Annotated in this window: 15 protein-coding genes; 3 read left to right on the top strand and 12 right to left on the bottom strand. The window is 60.8% G+C overall.

The genetic code is table 11. From position 1 onward, the window contains the following. Positions 1 to 252: 252 nt before the first annotated feature. The 11 genes from QMK33_RS14920 to QMK33_RS14870 all read right to left on the bottom strand — a co-directional run bounded on the left by QMK33_RS14920 (position 253) and on the right by QMK33_RS14870 (position 14,863). Entirely contained in the window at positions 253 to 1,443 is a 1,191-nt protein-coding gene (locus QMK33_RS14920; RefSeq protein WP_283565403.1) for a M20 metallopeptidase family protein, read from the bottom strand. 140 nt (positions 1,444 to 1,583) lie between these two features. Then, a complete protein-coding gene (locus tag QMK33_RS14915) occupies positions 1,584 to 2,159 on the bottom strand; it encodes a hypothetical protein (RefSeq protein WP_283565402.1) in 576 nt (191 codons plus the stop codon). Further along, positions 2,140 to 2,814, bottom strand: a complete 675-nt coding sequence (deoC, locus tag QMK33_RS14910) for a deoxyribose-phosphate aldolase (protein ID WP_283565401.1) — start codon at positions 2,812 to 2,814, stop codon at positions 2,140 to 2,142. Before deoC ends, QMK33_RS14915 begins: the two co-directional genes overlap by 20 nt. A gap of 29 nt (positions 2,815 to 2,843) precedes the next feature. Then, positions 2,844 to 4,511: a T9SS type A sorting domain-containing protein gene (locus QMK33_RS14905; protein WP_283565400.1), complete on the bottom strand. Its 1,668-nt coding sequence runs from the start codon at positions 4,509 to 4,511 to the stop codon at positions 2,844 to 2,846. A 486-nt stretch (positions 4,512 to 4,997) separates the two neighbouring features. Next, the gene (secA, locus tag QMK33_RS14900; protein ID WP_283565399.1) at positions 4,998 to 8,417 is read right to left on the bottom strand and encodes a preprotein translocase subunit SecA; all 3,420 of its coding nucleotides are present in this window, start codon (positions 8,415 to 8,417) and stop codon (positions 4,998 to 5,000) included. Positions 8,418 to 8,582: 165 nt separating this feature from the next. Further along, complete coding sequence (locus QMK33_RS14895) at positions 8,583 to 8,846, bottom strand: hypothetical protein (protein WP_283565398.1); 264 nt, start codon at positions 8,844 to 8,846, stop codon at positions 8,583 to 8,585. Positions 8,847 to 8,930: 84 nt separating this feature from the next. After that, positions 8,931 to 10,109, bottom strand: coding sequence for a UDP-galactopyranose mutase (gene glf, locus QMK33_RS14890; protein WP_283565397.1), 1,179 nt, complete (start codon positions 10,107 to 10,109; stop codon positions 8,931 to 8,933). 117 nt (positions 10,110 to 10,226) lie between these two features. Continuing rightward, positions 10,227 to 11,441: a glycosyltransferase family 1 protein gene (locus QMK33_RS14885; RefSeq protein WP_283565396.1), complete on the bottom strand. Its 1,215-nt coding sequence runs from the start codon at positions 11,439 to 11,441 to the stop codon at positions 10,227 to 10,229. A gap of 148 nt (positions 11,442 to 11,589) precedes the next feature. Next, positions 11,590 to 12,135 (bottom strand): GNAT family N-acetyltransferase, encoded by a 546-nt coding sequence (locus QMK33_RS14880; RefSeq protein WP_283565395.1) that lies wholly within the window; start codon positions 12,133 to 12,135, stop codon positions 11,590 to 11,592. Between the two features lie 57 nt (positions 12,136 to 12,192). Continuing rightward, positions 12,193 to 12,993, bottom strand: a complete 801-nt coding sequence (dapF, locus tag QMK33_RS14875; protein WP_283565394.1) for a diaminopimelate epimerase — start codon at positions 12,991 to 12,993, stop codon at positions 12,193 to 12,195. Between the two features lie 31 nt (positions 12,994 to 13,024). Next, positions 13,025 to 14,863, bottom strand: coding sequence for a peptidoglycan D,D-transpeptidase FtsI family protein (locus QMK33_RS14870; RefSeq protein WP_283565393.1), 1,839 nt, complete (start codon positions 14,861 to 14,863; stop codon positions 13,025 to 13,027). Positions 14,864 to 15,430: 567 nt separating this feature from the next. On the opposite strand from QMK33_RS14870, the gene QMK33_RS23615 reads away from it, so the two are divergent. Next, complete coding sequence (locus QMK33_RS23615; protein WP_502867067.1) at positions 15,431 to 15,598, top strand: DUF4982 domain-containing protein; 168 nt, start codon at positions 15,431 to 15,433, stop codon at positions 15,596 to 15,598. Positions 15,599 to 15,622: 24 nt separating this feature from the next. Next, on the top strand, positions 15,623 to 15,964 hold the full coding sequence (locus QMK33_RS14865; RefSeq protein WP_283565392.1) for a hypothetical protein: 342 nt from the start codon (positions 15,623 to 15,625) through the stop codon (positions 15,962 to 15,964). A 139-nt stretch (positions 15,965 to 16,103) separates the two neighbouring features. Here the strand turns inward: QMK33_RS14865 and QMK33_RS14860 are convergent, their stop codons facing one another. Then, positions 16,104 to 16,616: a Dps family protein gene (locus QMK33_RS14860; protein ID WP_283565391.1), complete on the bottom strand. Its 513-nt coding sequence runs from the start codon at positions 16,614 to 16,616 to the stop codon at positions 16,104 to 16,106. A 188-nt stretch (positions 16,617 to 16,804) separates the two neighbouring features. On the opposite strand from QMK33_RS14860, the gene QMK33_RS14855 reads away from it, so the two are divergent. Continuing rightward, a complete protein-coding gene (locus QMK33_RS14855; RefSeq protein ID WP_283565390.1) occupies positions 16,805 to 17,689 on the top strand; it encodes a class I SAM-dependent methyltransferase in 885 nt (294 codons plus the stop codon). Positions 17,690 to 18,033: the final 344 nt, after the last annotated feature.

Below are 18,033 nucleotides of genomic sequence, written 5' to 3'. Positions count from 1 at the left end.
ACGTACCCCGCCTTGCCCCGGCAGGCGCGTTGCGCTTGCCGCAGCAACTGCCGCTCTGACTCCGAAAGCCCCACTTCCATAGCACAATTTTAAGCCCTAATTCGCATTTCACTTCGCGACGAGTATAATTAGTAACTCGGCCGTGAAGGAAAGATTGCCGCGCTCCACTGCGTTGCGCTCGCCATGACAAACGACTTTTGCATAAATCCTCAACTCTGTAACCCGCCGATAACACAGAAAGCAACTCACCCGCTATGCCGTGGCGGGCGCGGCCAGCTCCTGCAAGGTGAGCCAGGCCATGAGGCCGGCCCCGAGGCTAAGGGCCTGTTCGTCAATATCAAACTTGGGCGTGTGCACCGAGGCGGCGAAGCGGCCATCCAAGGCGCGGGTGCCGAGGCGGTAGAAGCAGGCCGGCGCGGCCTGCGAGAAGTAGGCGAAGTCTTCGGCGGCCAGCCATTGGTCGAGCTCAATCACGTTTTCGGCCCCCAGGTAGGCTTCGGCGGCGGCGCGCACGCGGGCCGTTACGGCGGGGTTGTTGTCGAGGCAAGGGTAGCCGCGGCGGATTTCCAGCTCGCACACCGCGCCCATGCTGGCCGCGAGGCCCTCGCAGAGCTGCCGCAGGTGCAGGTGGGCTTCGTCGCGCCACTTTTCGTCGAGGGTGCGGAAGGTGCCTTCGATGTACACCTCGTCGGGGATGACGTTGGTGGCGCCGTTGGCAATGACTTTGCCGAAGCTCAGCACCGAGGGCAGCTTGGGGTTGGCGCGGCGGCTCACGATTTGCTGGGCGGCCACAAGGAGGTGGGCGGCCACCAGCACGGGGTCGAGGTTGAGCTCGGGCATGGCGCCGTGGCCACCTTTCCCCCTGATGGTCAGGTACAACTCGTCGGTGCTGGCCATGTAGCGGCCGGGCCGCACGCCGATTTGCCCCACCGGCAGCCGCGGAAACACGTGCTGCCCCAGAATCTCGGCCGGCTTGGGGTTTTCGAGCACGCCGTCGGCAATCATCAGCGCCGCACCGCCCGGCAGCACCTCCTCGCCGGGCTGAAACAGCAGCTTCACAGTGCCCTTGAAGTGAGCGCGCTGCTCGGTGAGCAGCTGGGCCGCGCCGAGCAGGCAGGTGGTGTGCACGTCGTGGCCGCAGGCGTGCATTACGCCGGCATTCAGCGACTTATAGGAAATATCGCTCAGCTCCTGAATGGGCAGCGCGTCCATGTCGGCGCGCAGGGCCACCACCGGGCCGCCCGGCTGCCCCTCAATGAGGGCCACCACGCCGGTACCGGCCACGGTGTGCGGCTCCAGGCCCAGCTCGCGCAGCTTGCCGGCCACGAAAGCGGCCGTTTGGGTTTCCTTGAACGAGAGCTCGGGGTTGGCGTGCAGGTGGCGGCGCAGAGCCGAGAGCTCGGGGGCCAGGGCGGCGGCGCGGGCTTTGAGGGTGTCAAGCATAATCTAGTGTATTGTTGTCATGCCTATCTGGCGGCCACGCAGTGAAGCATTTCACTCGAATCGTTGGATTATGCGAGCGAGATGCTTCACTGCGTGGCCGCCAGATAGGCATAACGTTCTAGTGCAATTTACAGAATAGCTTACGGCACCTTATTCAGCAGCACCTGCATGGGCTCCAGCTCGGCGCGGGGCACAAACTGGCGCACCCGGGCCAGGCCGCGGGCGGCGTCGAGCTTGGTAGCGTAGTCGCCGATGTAGAGGCGGTACACGGGCTGCTTGAAGGTGATGTAGTCCGTTTCGTCGGGGTAGCGGCTGATAACCTGGCGGCGAATGCTCATCACCTGGTCGCGCTCCAGGCCCAGGTACGCCCGCACCCGGAACCCGCTGATATACTTCACGTTCTGGTTGGTGAAGGCTTGGTCGCGCAGACGCTGCTCTACCTGGGCATTGACCTGGTTGGTGGGCGCGGGCGCGGTGGTTTTAGGCACGGGCGGCGCGGCGGGCTTGGGGGTGGCAGGCGCTGCTGCGCCGCTCGCGAAGGGCAGCACAAACACGGGCCGGTACTTGGCCACCTCTTCGGTGGGCGCGGCGGTGGCGGCGCGGCGCGTGGTATCGGCCGGCGTTTGGGAGCGGGTGGTGGCGGGGGCCGTGGTGGCGCAGGCCGCCAGCAGCGGCAGGCTCAGGAGTAGCACGGCGTTACGCAGGCGTAGTATCATCTTCTTGCAAAATAGCCAGACTGTTAGAGGTGCCCAGGCGGTCGGCCCCGGCCGCGAGCAGGGCCAACGCCTGCGCCCGCGTGCGAATGCCGCCGCTGGCCTTGATGCGCACGTGAGCGGGCAGCACCCGGCGTAGCAGCTCCACATCGGCCACCGACGCGCCCCGGCTGGCAAAGCCGGTGCTGGTTTTCACGAAGTGCGCGCCGGCTTCGGCGCAGAGCCGGGCGGCGGTTTCCATTTCTTCCTCAGTGAGCAGGGCGGTTTCAATAATGACCTTGAGCAGGGCATCGTGCGCGTCGGCCAGGTCAGCCAGGTCTTCTATCTCGGCGCGCACGGCATCGTACTGGCCTGATTTTAAGGCGGCTATATTCAGCACCATGTCCAGCTCAGCCGCACCTTCGGCCAGGGCAATTTCGGCTTCCTTGAACTTCACTCGTGGGTTGTTATAGCCCAGCGGAAACCCGATAACCGTGCACACCGCCACGCCCGAGCCACTCAGCTCGCGGGCGGCCAGCGGCACGTAGCAGGGCGGCACGCAGGCGCTGGCAAAGCCATTGATGCGCGCCTCCTGGCAGAGCTGCACCAGCTGGGCTTCGGTGCAGTCGGGGCGCAAAAGGGTGTGGTCGAGGGTAGCGGCGAGGTTGGGCGTGGGCATGGGGCAAAGATAGGGAGAGGGCGGTGTGGCTACTCCACTACTAGTTGCCGCATTGCCTGGCCCTCGCCGGCCTGCACGCGTAGCGCATATACGCCGGGCATGAGGCCGCTCAAATCCAGCATGTAGTCTGAACCAACCGGGACTGCCGCAGTGCGCACCATACGACCTAGCGCATCAAGGAGGATGAGGGTAGCAGGACTGCCAGCTGGCACCCGCACGGTAGTAGTGCCGTGGGCCGGGTTGGGGTAAGGGACCAAGCTGGGCAAAGGGACAGTGTATGCAGTAGCCAGCACATTGGGACCAAGCAGGGCCAGAAAAGCGTTTTCACTGTAGAGGCCGGTGCTTGTGATAGCCTGATTACCGAAGTTGGCCGTCGCGTTGAAGCTGCCCACTACTACCGGCATAGTACCGCTCAAGGCCAAGCCGTAGCTGCTATCATTGCCAGCCCCACCAGCTTGCTGGGTCCAGGTAAAAATAGCGCTGGAGCCAGCATCGGTGAGGCAGGTTACGTAGACATCACCGCCCCCAAAGCTGGTCAGCGAGGTACTACCAAAGCTGGCCGTACCCGTAAATACGCTCGCTACATATACGTTGCTGCCAGCCACAGCTACCCGCGAGCCGAGGTCATCGCTGGGGCCGCCCGCTCGCTGCGCCCACACAAAATTACCCATTCCTCCCACATCCGTCAGCTTGGCCACAAAAGCATCGCGCTGGCCAGCGCTGGTCAGCGCTTGCGTGCCGAAGGTAGCTGTCCCGGTAAAATCTCCTGAGAGGTACACGTTCGAGCCAACCACGGCCACACTACCTGCATACATGCTGCTAGTTGTGCTCACCGGGGCCTGCACCCAGCCAAAACTACTGGTGGCACCGGCATCCAAGAGCTTGGCTACGTAAGCCGGCAAGCTGCCGTTGGTAGCCAGGGTAATATTACCAAAGGTAGCGGCTTGCTCAATTCGCCCGACCAAGTACACAGCGCTGCCGACTGCCGCCAGCCCTGCTACGCCGGTAATTCCACTGCTGGCTACCTGTTGCGTCCAGGTAAATACTCCTGTACTACCGCTGTCCGTAACTTTGGTTACAAAGCCATTACTACTGCCGCCCGTTGTGAGGGTGTTGGTGCCAAAGGCAGCGGTCTGGGCAAATGTGCCGGCCACGTATACCCCTGTGCTAGTAGCAGCTACTGCTCTAGCTTGGTCCGAGCCAGCACCACCGGCCTGTTTTGCCCAGGCAATTGTGCTACTGCCGCCCGCATCAACCAGCTTCGCCACAAACATATCGTAGTCGCCTACGCTGGTCAGCGTAGCGTTGCCAAATACGGCCGCCCCAAGGAAATAGCCCACCGCGTACACGCTGCCGCCTACCACAGCCACGCCGCTTACTGCACCGCCCAATTGCTTTGCCCAACTGAAGCTGCGCGTAGCGGGACTCCACTTCGCTACAAAGCCATTGTTGCCGACGGAACTGGTGAAGCTGAAGCTGCCCAGATTCACCGTGCCACTAAATTGCCCGGCCACGTACACGTTGCCCGCCGCATCGGTAGCCGTGGCGTTGGCGTAGGCCGAGCCAGTACTGGAAGTAGTAATAGCTACGGCCGCCTGCCAAGCAGGAGCCTGCGCCCGACCATTAAGGGTTACTACCAATAGTAGGAGCAGCGGCACCAGCCAGCGCTTTTGCAAGTAGAAGTAATTGAAAAACATAAGCAATCAAGAAAAGAGGGTAAATAATACAAAGATTTTCACTACATAAAGCGCACTACCGTTTGATGTATATACACTTGGCAATTTTATCGGGCATGGTCAATTAACTCATTTTGAGCATAATAATGGTTTTTATAATTACAAATTAATATTTAAATTTTTTATTATTTAACCTACCCGACTAACTGATGAGGAGTTTTAGGCTAGCAAGCTACACCATTCATCTTTTGCACAAAAAATAATTTCTTTTTTTTGGGATTGCCTTTATTCATTGTTTGCGCCCCTTTTTCATCTTGGTAAGTCGACCTGTTTTTAATTCAAATATCTATTCTTATCAAATAATTTCTACTCTTATCAAATAATTTCTACTCTAATCCCACTAACCCCTACTTCAGATTCATTAACCCTCATTAACCTCAGCTAACTATCCAGCAACAAAAAGGCCCGCTTGCGCGGGCCTTTTTGTTGCTGGATAGTTAGCTGAGGTTAATCCACCAGTACGCAGCGCTCGGCGGCGAGGTCTTCTTCCACCGTCTTGTACTTCACGTCGCGCACTACGCGGCCGTCCATGTACTGCACGCTCACTTTCTCGTTGCGGTTGGCTACCTTCTGGCTGCGGATGGGCTCCTGGCGGATGGGCGGGGCCAAGCCCAGCTCGGCGGCCTGATCAAGGTCTTCCTGACCCGCGCCGAGGCTCACGTCCGAAATGGCTTTCTCAGCTTTAAGCTTAGGCATGGGCGCGGGAGCCGGCAGGTCGTCTTCGTAGTAGAACTCGGGCTCGGCGAAGCCAGCTTCGGCAGCCACGGGCACGTCGGCTTTGAAGAGGAATGACCCAGTGCCGTGGTTCACCTTGCTTAGCATCCGCTTGAACAGCTCAAAGGCTTCGAACTTATACACCAGGAGTGGGTCTTTCTGCTCGTACACAGCATTTTGCACTACCTGTTTCAGGTCGTCCATCTGGCGCAGATGCTGGGTCCAGGCCTCGTCAATGGTCGAGAGCACGGCACCTTTCTCCATCTGGCGCACAATGTCTAAGCCGTTGGTAGCCTGCGCTTTGTGCAGGTTGGCAATTACCTGGGTGTGCTTGTGCCCATCGGTGAAGGGCAGGGCGATGTTCTCGTAGGGCGTGTTCTGAGCCAGCAGGTCGTTTATCATCGGCAGGGCATTCTGGCCAATGTGCTCGTTCTTGCTGTCGTAGTAATCAGCGGCCTCGTCGTAGAGCTTCTGAGTGAGGCGCTCGGCGGGCAGGGCACTGAATTCCTGGGCCGTGATGTGCGTGTCGTAGCCAAAATCCTTGATGACGGACAGCTTGAAGTCCTCGTAGTCGTTGGTGACTTTGTGGCCGGCCGCGATGTCCTCACTCACGTCATAAATCAGGTTGAGAATATCCAGCTCCAGGCGCTCACCAAACAGGGCGTTGCGGCGGCGGCGGTACACTACTTCGCGCTGGGCATTCATCACGTCATCGTACTCCAGCAGGCGCTTGCGGGTGCCGAAGTTGTTCTCCTCCACCTTCTTCTGGGCGCGCTCAATACTGCTCGTAATCATCGAGTGCTGAATCACTTCGCCTTCTTCCATGCCCATCTTATCCATGAGCTTGGCAATGCGCTCGGAGCCAAACAGGCGCATGAGGTTGTCTTCCAGGCTCACAAAGAACTGCGACGAACCCGGGTCGCCCTGGCGGCCGGCGCGGCCCCGTAGCTGGCGGTCGACGCGGCGGCTTTCGTGGCGCTCGGTGCCGATGATGGCCAGGCCGCCCGAATCGCGCGAGGTTTCGCGCAGTTTGATGTCGGTGCCGCGGCCGGCCATGTTGGTGGCGATGGTCACGGTGCCGGGGTAGCCGGCGGCGGCCACAATCTCGGCCTCGCGCTGGTTTTGCTTGGCGTTCAGCACCTGGTGCTTAATGCCGCGCAGCTTCAGCATACGGCTCACTAACTCGCTGATTTCTACCGAAGTAGTACCCACCAGTACCGGCCGGCCGGCCTGCACCAGGGCCTGAATCTCTTCGGCTACGGCGTTGTATTTCTCGCGCACCGTGCGGTACACTTTGTCGTGGTCGTCTTTGCGCGAAATCACGCGGTTGGTCGGAATCGCCACCACGTCGAGCTTGTAGATTTCCCAGAGCTCGCCGGCCTCCGTTTCGGCCGTACCGGTCATGCCCGAGAGCTTGTGGTACATGCGGAAAAAGTTCTGCAAGGTCACCGTGGCGTAGGTCTGGCTGGCATCTTCGATGCGCACGCCTTCCTTGGCCTCAATGGCCTGGTGCAGGCCGTCGGAGTAGCGGCGGCCGTCCATAACGCGGCCGGTTTGCTCGTCCACAATCATCACCTTGCCTTCCTGGCTCAGGATGTACTGGTCGTCCTTTTCAAACAGCGTGTAGGCCTTAAGCAGCTGGTTCACCGTGTGTACGCGCTCGCTCTTCTCCTGGTAGTCGCTCATGAGCTGCTCCTTTTGCTGGAGCTTCTCCTCGGCGGTGAGGGCGTCGGCCTTCTCGATGTTGGCAATCTCAATGCCGATGTCGGGCATGATGAACAGGTGCGGGTCTTCGCCCTGGGCCGTAATCAGGTCGATGCCTTTTTCGGTCAGCTCAATCTGGTTGTTCTTCTCGTCGATGGTGAAAAACAGCGGCTTATCGGCTTCCGGCATCTGGCGCGAGTTATCGGCCATGTAGTGGTTCTCGGTCTGCTGCAAAATCACGCGCATGCCCGACTCACTCAAAAACTTAATGAGGGGCTTGCTCTTGGGCAGGCCGCGGAAAGCGCGGAACAGCGACAGGCCGCCGTCGCCGTTTTTGCTGCCTTCCTCGGGGCCGGTTTTGCCTTCGGCAATGGCCTTGCGGGCCTGCACCAGGTAGCTCTGCACCAGCTTCTTCTGCTCATCTACCAAGTGCTGAATGCGCGGCTTGAGCTGCAAAAACTCGTGCACATCGCCCTTGGGCACGGGCCCCGAAATGATGAGCGGCGTGCGCGCATCGTCAATCAGCACGGAGTCCACTTCGTCCACCATCGCGTAGTGGTGCTTGCGCTGCACCAACTCGGCGGGGTCGCGGGCCATGTTGTCGCGCAGGTAGTCGAAGCCAAATTCGTTGTTGGTGCCGTAGGTCACGTCGGCCAGGTAGGCGTTGCGGCGGGCGTCGGTGTTGGGCTGGTGCTTGTCGATGCAGTCCACGGTGAGGCCGTGAAACTCAAACAGCGGCGCGTTCCACTCCGAGTCGCGCTTGGCCAGGTAGTCGTTCACCGTTACCAAGTGCACGCCGCGGCCGCCCAGCGCATTGAGGAAGGCCGGCAGGGTCGAAACCAGCGTTTTGCCCTCGCCCGTGGCCATTTCGGCAATTTTGCCCTGATGCAGCACCACGCCCCCGATAAGCTGCACGTCATAGTGCACCATGTCCCAGGTGATTTCGGCGCCGGCCGCCAGCCACTTGTTACTCCAGGTGGCTTTGTCGCCCTGAATAGTAACGTTGCCCTTGGTGCGCGAAATTTCGCGGTCCATGTCGGTGGCCGTTACCACCAGCTGGCCATTTTGGGCGTAGCGGCGGGCGGTTTCCTTCACAATGGCAAAGGTTTGGGGCAGGGCGTCGGTGAGGGCGGCTTCGAGGTCTTTGTTGCGCTGCTTTTCGAGCACATCAATCTGGTCAAAAATCTGCTCCTTCTTGGCTACGTCGAGCTGCGGCTGCGAGTCAATCTGACCTTGCAGGCCAGCAATCTGCCCGTCGATACCGGCCAGCTTGCCATCAATCTGCTGGCGGACTTCCTGGGTACGCTGGCGCAGCTGGTCGTCGGTCAGGCCGGTCAGTTTGGCATATTCCGCATTGATGAGGGCAACATAGGGCACCACGTCCTTGAGGTCCTTTTCTGCTTTGGAGCCAAACAGCTTGGCGACGGTTTTGCCGAAGAAATCTAACATTGGGTAAACAAATTGACTAAAAAAGACAGCGCGAATAAAGCAAATTTAGGGCCTGCCCGCCGAACCGGTCGATTGGCCTAAACTATAAAACCCCACCCTCTCAAAAAGAGTGCAGGGTTTTACAAGGCGGAAAAAGTGGCAGTGCGCCCACCGGGGCCCACTAGGCTAGTGGCGGCGGCCCCGGCGGCCGTGTCGGCCGCGGTAAACCGGCCGGCCATACTGGGGTCGGGGGCGGTAGTAGCTGCGGCCCCGGTAGCTGCGGTAGGGCGCGGCGTGGTAGTAGCGCGGGCCATAATAAGGCTGCCGGTACACGGGCGGGCGGGGCGCCACTATTACCCGGCCGGGCCGGCCGTAGTAGCCACGCTGGGCCTGCGCCGCGCCACTCAGCAGCAGCACCAAAGCAACTGAGATAACAATCAGACGATTCATAACCACTTGATTGACAAATAATTAAATAACAATGCCCCGCCGCACGGGCGAGGCATTGTTATACGCGACTGGCAGATAGACCGGTTATTCCTTGGCGGGCGAGCGGCTCACCAGCTTCTCGACCAGCGCGGGGCTACCCGAAATAACGGGGCGGGCCGGCTTGGCGGCTTCCTCCTTCTCGGTCAGGCGCTTGTAGAGGGTAAGAGCCTGGGCCACTACCTGGTCCATGTTGTAGTACTTATATGTAGCCAGGCGACCTACGAAATGCACGTTCGATGTTTCGTCGGCCAGCTTCTTGTACTTGGCGTACAGCTCAGCGTTTTCGGGCATCGGAATCGGGTAGTATGGGTCGCCCTCGGCCTGCGGATACTCATACACGATGGCCGTTTTGGGGTGCTGCTGGCCGGTAAGGGCCTTAAACTCCGTGATGCGGGTGTAGAGGTGCTCGTTGGGGAAGTTCACAACCGGCGCGGCCAAGTGCTTTTCCTCGTTCAGCGTGTCGTGCTTGAACTCCAGCGAGCGGTAGGGCAGCTTGCCGAATTTGAAGTCGAAATATTCATCTACCGGACCCGTGAAAATCATTTCCTTGAAGGGAATGAAATCCATAATCTCGTGGTAGTCAGTGTTCAGCATGATTTTGATGTTCGGGTGGTCGAGCATCTTCTCAAACATGCGGGTGTAGCCATGTAGCGGCATGGCCTGGAACGTATCGGTGAAGTACCGGTCATCGCGGTTGGTGCGGGTAGGTACCCGGCTCGTCACCGACTTGTCCAGCTGCGAAGGGTCGAGACCCCATTGCTTGTTGGTGTAGTTCTTGAAGAATTTGTTGTACAGCTCGCGGCCCACCTTGCTCACTACCACGTCTTCCGAGGTCTTGATAACCGGCACATCCTCCGCCACTGAGGCGAAAAATTCCTCTACCTCAAAGCTGGTCAGGCTCAGGCCGTACATCTTGTTGATGGTGTCGAGGTTAATCGGCATCGGCACCAACTGGCCATCTACCGAGGCGAGCACGCGGTGCTCGTAGGGGCGCCAATCGGTGAAGTTACCGAGGTAGTCGAAAACGTCTTTCGAGTTAGTATGAAAAATATGCGGGCCGTACTTGTGAATCAGGATACCGTCCTCGTTATAATGGTCATACGCGTTACCCCCAATGTGGCTCCGCTTGTCGATAACAAGCACTTTTTTGTTGCTGCGGGTGGCTAGCCGCTCGGCCAGCACGCTGCCAGCAAAGCCGGCCCCAACGATGAGGTAATCGAACATAAGAGGGAAAATTTAAGAGATAAGTTGTTCGTCTTTCAAGTAGTTATTCTTCGTAATTCACTATCCACCTATTTTGTTCATCAGCACGCAACTATCTGATTAACAATTAAATATGGGCTAGATTTTGGCAGCCAAACGCTTCTGCATCAGGTTCACCATATTCTGCCAGGTGAGGTCCCAGGAGATGGTCGCCAGGTATTCATCGGTGCGGGTGCGCCAGTCGGCATCCTTGCCCTGCTCCAAGGCGATGGCGATGGCCTGGCCGAACTCCTGGGGGTCGTCGGCAATCTGCACCAGGTTGAGGTCGCCGTAGGGGCGCACCACATCGCGGATGCTGGTGCTCACTACCGGCCGGCCGGCGGCCAGGTACTCGGGCGTTTTGGTGGGCGAGATAAATTCGGTGCTCTCGTTGCGGGCAAAAAGCAACGTGGCTACATCCCAGCCGCGCAGGTAGGCGGGCAGCTGCTGGTAATTTTTACCACCGAGGTAGTGGATATTTTTGTTGCGAGGCAAAGAGGCGGGGTCAATTTTAACTACTGGTCCAATTATGACAAATTGCCAAGCCGGATGGTTCGTGGCCAGCTGGCCTAATAAGTCGATATCAAGCCGCTCATCAACTACGCCAAAAAAGCCGATGCGCGGGTGGGCAATGCCAGCTTGGTCGGCGGGCTCGGCCAGCTTGGGGTCACGGGCCTGGCCAAAGTGGTCTTTGTCGATGCTACTCGGAAACGAGTGCGCATCGTTATGCTGCTCGCGCTTAGCCTCGTACAAGCGCTGGCCGCCGGTGTACACCAGGTCGGCTTTCTGGAAAAGCTCCTGCTCGCGCTGGCGCAACTCGGGCGGCGCGCCCTTGAACTGGGCCAGCTCGTCCATGCAGTCGTATACGGTGAGCACGGGCGCAAACAGGCGCGATTTGCCCAGCGCCATCGGCGTGTAGTACCACGCCACAAACTGCTCGACGCCACTATCCTGGAAAAACTTGCTGAGCACGCCAAACTGCGCCTGGTCGGCGGCGGCCTCATCGGCACGCAGGCGGTGGGGCAGGTGCGCCACCAATACTTTAACGCCGTTCTGGCGCTCCTTCACTTCGAGGTGCGGCTCAACGAGGTCGTCGGCGTGAAAAAAGGCGTCTTCGACGTAGAAAACGCGGCCGTGCTGAGCAAATCGCGACAGCAAGTGCTGGGGCCGCTGCCACACAAAGTCCCAGTGCAGGTGTGCGAAGCAAACCAGGTCGGGCAGCGAATACGTTAGGCTAGTAGCATCGGCTTGGTCCGCGGCCGGGGCGGTGGTAGAGGCACGCGAAGTAGCCTCCGCCGGAGTAGAGAGCGGCATGAAATAAAGACAGGAAAGAGCTTTTGAGCGCCACTACCACCGGGTAAAACCTTCCGGTGGGCGGCAACCGCATACTTCTACGAAAAGCCTTGCGGAAAAGATATGGCTGAGCTTAAAATCAGCCTTTTGGCGCGTGGGCTAGTCACTTTCATAGGAGTAATTGCATTTCTACGGCATTTTCCCAGCCCAGTGTGGTGTTGGCGCGCAGCCACTGGTGCCGCACGCCCACTTGCCGAAAACCTATTTTTTTGAATAGCTTGATACTCGCCCGATTACTCTGAGCTACGGTGCAGTATAACTGGTGCAGATGCAGCACGTTGCGGGCGTGGGCCACCAGCCATTCGAGGGTTTGGGCGGCGTAGCCCCGGCGGCGCTCGGTGGCCAAAATGGTGATGCCGATGGCCGCCCGCTGGTGCAGGGGCTCAAAATTAAATAAATCGACCACCCCTACTTGCTGCCCCCACTCGTACGAATCGATGACTAAGCGCAACTGGCGCACCTCAAAAAAATCGGCCGCCGCGTGTTTCAGGTATTCGCGCAGCGCGTGGCGCGACACCGGGGCCAGCGTGTCGGACACGGCCCAGATAACGGGGTCGTTTTCGAGGGCGTACAGAAAATCGAGGTCGCTGGGCTCCGGCGCCCGCAGCGCCACCAGCGGGCGCTCGGCCAGGGAAGGAATGGGGGGCTCGGGCACGGCAGGCGCGTAGTTGTATTGGCGAAAAGGTAGCAGGGAACAGGCTGGGCGGCGGCCCTAGATTTCACCACCAAACACGCGCTCGGCGGGGCCGCTCAGCCACACGTTTTCGAAGCCGCCGTCGGGGCGGTGGTCAAAGGAAACTTCGAGCCGCCCGCCGGCCGCTTGTAGCTGCACGGGCGAGGTGGCCCCGCGCGCCGAGGCGGCCAGCGCCACGGCGGTTACGCCGGTGCCGCAGCTCAGGGTTTCGGCCTCCACGCCGCGCTCGTAGGTGCGCACGGGCCAGGGGTGGGCGGGGTCGGCGGGCACTTCCACGAAGTTGACGTTGATGCCGCCGGGGTCGTAGGCCTGGTCGTAGCGGATGTCGTGGCCCACGGCGTGCACGTCGAACTCGGCCAGGGTGTGGCCCTCCTCGGGGTCGAGGAAATGCACGTGGTGGGGCGAGCCGGTGTGCAGAAAAACGTCGCTCTCCTCCCCCACTCCGGCGGGCTGGGCAGCGGCTACGTCAATCATTTTGAGGCGCACGGTGCCATTGGCTTCCACGCGGGCCTCGTGGGGGCCATCCACGGCCAAGAAGTGTGCCTTGTTCTCAATGACATTCAGGTACTTAGCGAAGGCCACCAGGCAGCGGCCCCCGTTGCCGCACATGCTGCTGGGGTGGCCGTCGGCGTTGAAATACACCATCTCGAAGTCGTAGCCGGCGCGGTTGCGCAGCAGCATCAGGCCATCGGCCCCGATGCCGAAGTGGCGGTTGCAGAGGTGCGCAATGCGCTCGTGGTCAGCCGTATCAAATTGCGCGGCGCGGTCGTCGAGGATAACGAAGTCATTGCCGGTACCCTGGTATTTATGGAAGGTCATGGGGGAGCGCGGAGGTAGCCGCGCCGCAAAATTACCGATACGAACGGCGGCGGTACTGCATGCGCCGCTCCCAGTGCTTGCGGCGGGGCGACGAAATGCTGCCCTTCAAGTACTTTTCGATAACCAGGGCGGCGCAGGGCGCGGCGGCGGTGGCCCCGAAGCCCGCGTTTTCGAGGTACACGGCAATGGCAATTTTGGGATGGTCGGCGGGGGCAAAGCCTACGAAAGTGGCGTGGTCGTCGCCCTCGTCGTTTTGCACGGTGCCGGTTTTGCCCGCAATGGCAATGCCCACGTCGGCCAGGCTTGATGCCTCGGCGGTGCCGCCGCGCCGCATCACGGCCAGCATACCGGGCAGCAGGGCCTCGAAGTTGGCGCTGTCTACCAGGGTGTGGTGCTTCTGGCGGAAGCGCGGCAGGGGCTGGCCCGTGTTGCCGATGGCGCGCACAAAATGCGGCGTGTAGTACCAGCCCCGGTTGGCGATAATGGCCATCATATTCACCATTTGCAAGCCGGTGAGGTTGATTTCACCCTGGCCGATGCTGAGCGAGTAAATGGAGCGAAACGTCCAGTTGGGGGTGCGGCGCGCCTTGTCGTAGTAAGCCGGCGTGGGCAAAAAGCCAGGGCTCTCGCGGGGCACGTCGGTACCAAGCAGCGTATCGAGCCCAAACGACTTGGCCTGGCGGCGCCAGGCGGCCAGGTTGGCGTGGCGGGCGGCCACGGTATCGGCCACCAGGCTGTCGGGCACGTGGTTGATGACGCTGCGCAGCACCTGGTAGAAGTAGGGGTTGCAGCTGTACTGCAAGGCCATGGTGAGGTTGCGGGCCGGCGGGTGGTAGTGCACGCAGCTCACCAGCGACTGGTCGCAGGGAAAGGGCGTGCCGGCCGTAATGCCCCCCAGCTGCAAGGCAATGGCCGCATTCACGAGCTTAAATACCGAGCCGGGCGGGTTGGCCAGCATGGCGGGGCGGTTGAGCAGGGGCAGGTCCTCATCTTCGAGCAGCTCGCGGCGCTTGCCGGCCTGGTCGGGGTCGGTGAGCAGGGCAGGGGCGTAGCTGGGGGCCGATACCGCGCACAGGATTTCGCCGGTGCGCGGGTCGAGGGCCACCAGGTACCCCTTGCGGCCGCCTAGCAGGCCTTCGGCGTAGGCTTGCAGCTTGCTATCGAGGCTGAGGTGCAGGTCTTGGCCCTCTCGAAAGGCCGTGTCGGCGGCCCAGGTGCCGTGCGGGTGGCCCTGCGCGTCGAGTAGCGGGTGCAGGTAGCCCCGGTGCCCCGTAAGCAGGGCATTGTAATAGCTTTCGACGCCGCCGGTGCGCAGGCGGTAAAACCGGCCGCGCCGGTAGCGCCTGGCCCGGGCGAGAAAGTCCTGGGCATTGGCGGCGGTATAGCCCAGCACGGCGGCGGCCGTGCGCCCGGTGTAGGTGCGCATGGGGCGTTGCGCCAGCGCCAGCTGCGGCCATTCGGCCTGGTGCTTGCGCAGGCGCGCGGCCTCGGTGGGGGTGAGCACCAGCTCCATCGGGCCGCGCGGCCGGGCCCAGGCGTTGGGCAGGGCGGTGGCCACGCGCCGCTCCAGGGTGCTATCGGCCCAGCCCAGCAAGTGGTTGAGCTGCACGGAGCTGGCCGAGTCGAGGGCCGGGCGCAGGGGCAGCGTGAGCACATCGACCGGCCGGGTAGCCACCAGCACCGAGTCGTGGCGGTCGAGCACCCGGCCGCGGCGCGTGGGAGGAGCGCTTACTTCGCGCCGCCGGGTATAGGCCTCCGTGGCCGGGGCCGAGAAGGGCGAGCTGGGCGAGGAGCAAGCCGCCGCGCCCGCCCCGAGGAGCAGCAGACTCAGGTAAAAAAGCTTTTTTTGCAAGAAGTGGGGGGTGGGCATCACGTAAAAATAAGAGCTTACCGCGCAGCAAAGCCGGCCCACCCGCCCAACCCCAGGTCCGGCTAGCCCAATGGATACCCCCGCCCGCCGGGGGCGCCCCGGCCCGGTCACCGTAACTTACCCGCCCTTGCATACAGCCCTTTTTAGCGGCTTACCTCTTTAAGTTAGGTGCTGTACTCCTTTCCTGGCCTCGGCCCTGCTGCTGGCCTCCGGCCTGCCCGCCGCGGCCCAAGGCCACCAGGAAACCCTGCTCAACACCGACTGGAAATTTCCAAGGGCGACCAGCCCGACGGGGCTAAGCCCGCGCTGCATGATGCCAGGTGACAGACCGTGCTCATTACGCACGCCTGGGCGACCAGCGGGCCATGTACTGGCAAAAATGATTTGCAAGTCGTTAATATTGAGCAGGGTAACGAGAAAAAACCACGCTCAAGGCGAGTTGCACGGGCGGGCTGCCTTGAGCGTGGGCTGGTACCAGTGCCCGCTGGCCGTGCCCGTGCTGGGCAAGGGTGGCCAGGCGGCACTGCTGTTTGGCGGGGCGATTGAGCAAAGCCCGCGCGTATATCAATGGCAGGAAAGCCCTGTTCTGGCCCTGCGGCCACAGTTCGTTTTCGGTGGCAATGGGGCCGCCAAACCAACGCCACTACCGCCGACCCGCAAACCCGCTACCGCCTAGAGTGGACAGGCGTTGTGTACCAGCCCGGTACTGTCAAAGTAGTGGCCTACGATGCCTAGGACAAGCCCACCGGCACCGGGAGAGTGCGCACCGCTGGCGCGCCCCACCACATCCGCCTCGTGGCCGACCACACCAAGCTCACCGCCGCTGGCGAAGACCTCGCCTACGTAACCGCCCGCGTGAAAGACGCGCAGGGCAACCTCTGCCCCGCCGCCGCCCGGCAGCTGCGCTTCACGATGAGCGGCGCGGGCAAGTTCCAGGCTGTGGGCAACGGCGATGCCACCAACCTTGAGCCCTTCCAGGAGTCGCAGATATACGCTTTCCAGGGCCAGCTCGTGGCCATTGTGCAGGCCAGTGAGGCAGCGCGGGCACGCTCTAGCTGCAAACCACCGCCACGGAGCTCAAGAGCGGGGAGCTTCAGCTGAAAACGAGTAAAAGCTAATCCTTAGGTGGTTAGTTTTATACCTGCAAGCCGATGACGCGGGGCTCTGCTTATCGCCTACCCGAAAGAAGGCCGCCATGCTGAGCATGGCGGCCTTCTTTTATGCTAACCTGATGAGATGCTTAGTTTACGTCGCGGCTAGCTTCGAACAGGAACCAAGCGCGGCGCTCGGCCTCGTCGATGTACACTTCGAGCAGGCTGGCGGTGGCTACGTCGTTCACGTCGTCGGCGATTTTGTGCGAGGCACGCAGGTTTTTAGTCAATTCGCGGTTCTCGTTTTGCAGGTCGATGAGCATGTCAAGGGGGTTCTCATAGATGTCATCGTTGTCCTTTACGCGCTGCTTGCGGCCAATTTCGCCCACCGAGTGGATGGTAGGGAAGCCCAGCTTGCGCACGCGCTCGGCAATGGGGTCAATTACTTCGAAAATCTGCCCGGCCTGCTCATCAAGCAGCAAATGGTAGTCGCGGAAATGGCGGCCGCTCATGTGCCAGTGGTAGTTTTTCGTCTTGATATACAGGGCGAAGTAGTCGGCTACCAGCAGGTTAAGGCTGTCGCTGAGCTTGGCGCGGCCTTGCTCGTCGAGGTCCGACGGCGTGTGCAGCAAAGTAGGCTGGTCTTTGGTGGTAATAGGCATAAGATGAATTTTAAATTAAGTTTTTGACAATCAACTGCTTGCCAGGCAAGCATTGCGTCTTAGCTTGTTTACGCAATCCTGCCGGGCTGGTTTAAAAACCGGGCATTATTCTGCATTTTTCGGCGGGCAGCCCGACCTTTGCCCGCCGCGGCGCTGGCTGCGAGGCCGCTCATTCGCTTTTTTTCTTCGTGTACGACTTTCTCACCACCGCCCCCTGGCCCGACTACGAGCTGCTCGACAGCGGCAATTTTCAGAAGCTGGAGCGCTTCGGCCCCCACGTGCTGGCGCGCCCCGAGCCCCAGGCCATCTGGGATGCGCACCTGCCCGCCAGCGAGTGGGCCCGCGCCGATGCCACCTTTGCCCGCGCCCCCGGCAGCACCGAAAAAGGCCAGTGGAGCCTCAAAAAAGGCATGCCCGAGCAGTGGGTTATCGCCTATGAGCGGCCCGGCGGCCTCAAGCTGAAGTTTCGGCTGGGGTTGTCGTCGTTCAAGCACGTGGGGCTCTTTCCGGAGCAGGACCCCAACTGGCAATTTATTTATAACCAAACGCTTAAGCGCCGGGCCAAGCTGCCGCGAGTGCTCAACCTGTTTGCCTACACCGGCGCGGCTACCCTGGCCGCCCGCGCCGCCGGGGCCGACGTCACGCACCTCGACTCGGTGAAGCAGGTCAACTTCTGGGCCCGCGACAACATGGAGGCCAGCCAGCTCGACGGCGTGCGCTGGCTGGTAGAAGACGCCATGAAATACGTGCGCCGCGAGGTGAAGCGCGGCAGTAAGTACCAGGGCCTCATCCTGGACCCGCCCGCCTACGGCCGCGGCCCCAACGGCGAAAAATGGCAGCTCGAAGATGAGCTGAACGAGCTGCTCAAGCTCAGCCAGCAGCTGCTCGACCCGGAGGACCACTTTTTTGTGGTGAACCTGTACTCGCTGGGCTTCTCGGCGCTGATTTTGGACAACCTGACGCAAGCCATTTTCCCCGGCCCGAAAGCCGTGCGCGAGCTGGGCGAAATCTACCTGCTCGATGCCGGCCAGCGCAAGCTGCCGCTGGGCACGTTCTGCCGCTTCGCCACGTAGCGTGATAGCAGCCCCACCCCCAGCCCCTCCCCTGCGGGGGAGGGGAGCCGAGAGTCAATGAGCGATAAGCTGTCTATTGATTGCTCATTAGAGCTAAGTACTCGTTGGTGAATAGTTTATGTTAAAAAAGAACGTCATGCTCACCTGGCGTCCACGCAGTGAAGCATCTCTACCGTGCAACTAACGCTAAACGTTGAGATTACCCGCGCGCGATAGAGATGCTTCACTGCGTGGACGCCAGGTGAGCATGACGTTCTTTTATAGCAAATTACTTAGCGACGGGTACTTAATTTCGGAGTTGATGGCTAGTAGCGCGGACTTTCAGTCCGTGAGTGAACGGACTA

The organism is Hymenobacter sp. H14-R3, from assembly GCF_030063445.1.
Lineage (GTDB): Bacteria > Bacteroidota > Bacteroidia > Cytophagales > Hymenobacteraceae > Hymenobacter.
Note: the sequence above shows the minus strand (reverse complement) of the source record. Positions and strands in the feature narration are given on the sequence as shown.

What these genes read in the sequence shown, in the direction of transcription:
- QMK33_RS14905 (WP_283565400.1), bottom strand. Translation starts at nt 4,511, where the DNA reads ATGTTTTTCAATTACTTCTACTTGCAAAAGCGCTGGCTGGTGCCGCTG.
- QMK33_RS14860 (WP_283565391.1), bottom strand. Translation starts at nt 16,616, where the DNA reads ATGCCTATTACCACCAAAGACCAGCCTACTTTGCTGCACACGCCGTCG.
- dapF (WP_283565394.1), bottom strand. Translation starts at nt 12,993, where the DNA reads ATGACCTTCCATAAATACCAGGGTACCGGCAATGACTTCGTTATCCTC.
- secA (WP_283565399.1), bottom strand. Translation starts at nt 8,417, where the DNA reads ATGTTAGATTTCTTCGGCAAAACCGTCGCCAAGCTGTTTGGCTCCAAA.
- QMK33_RS14915 (WP_283565402.1), bottom strand. Translation starts at nt 2,159, where the DNA reads ATGATACTACGCCTGCGTAACGCCGTGCTACTCCTGAGCCTGCCGCTG.
- QMK33_RS14885 (WP_283565396.1), bottom strand. Translation starts at nt 11,441, where the DNA reads ATGCCGCTCTCTACTCCGGCGGAGGCTACTTCGCGTGCCTCTACCACC.
- QMK33_RS14895 (WP_283565398.1), bottom strand. Translation starts at nt 8,846, where the DNA reads ATGAATCGTCTGATTGTTATCTCAGTTGCTTTGGTGCTGCTGCTGAGT.
- QMK33_RS14920 (WP_283565403.1), bottom strand. Translation starts at nt 1,443, where the DNA reads ATGCTTGACACCCTCAAAGCCCGCGCCGCCGCCCTGGCCCCCGAGCTC.
- glf (WP_283565397.1), bottom strand. Translation starts at nt 10,109, where the DNA reads ATGTTCGATTACCTCATCGTTGGGGCCGGCTTTGCTGGCAGCGTGCTG.
- deoC (WP_283565401.1), bottom strand. Translation starts at nt 2,814, where the DNA reads ATGCCCACGCCCAACCTCGCCGCTACCCTCGACCACACCCTTTTGCGC.
- QMK33_RS23615 (WP_502867067.1), top strand. Translation starts at nt 15,431, where the DNA reads ATGGCAGGAAAGCCCTGTTCTGGCCCTGCGGCCACAGTTCGTTTTCGG.
- QMK33_RS14870 (WP_283565393.1), bottom strand. Translation starts at nt 14,863, where the DNA reads ATGCCCACCCCCCACTTCTTGCAAAAAAAGCTTTTTTACCTGAGTCTG.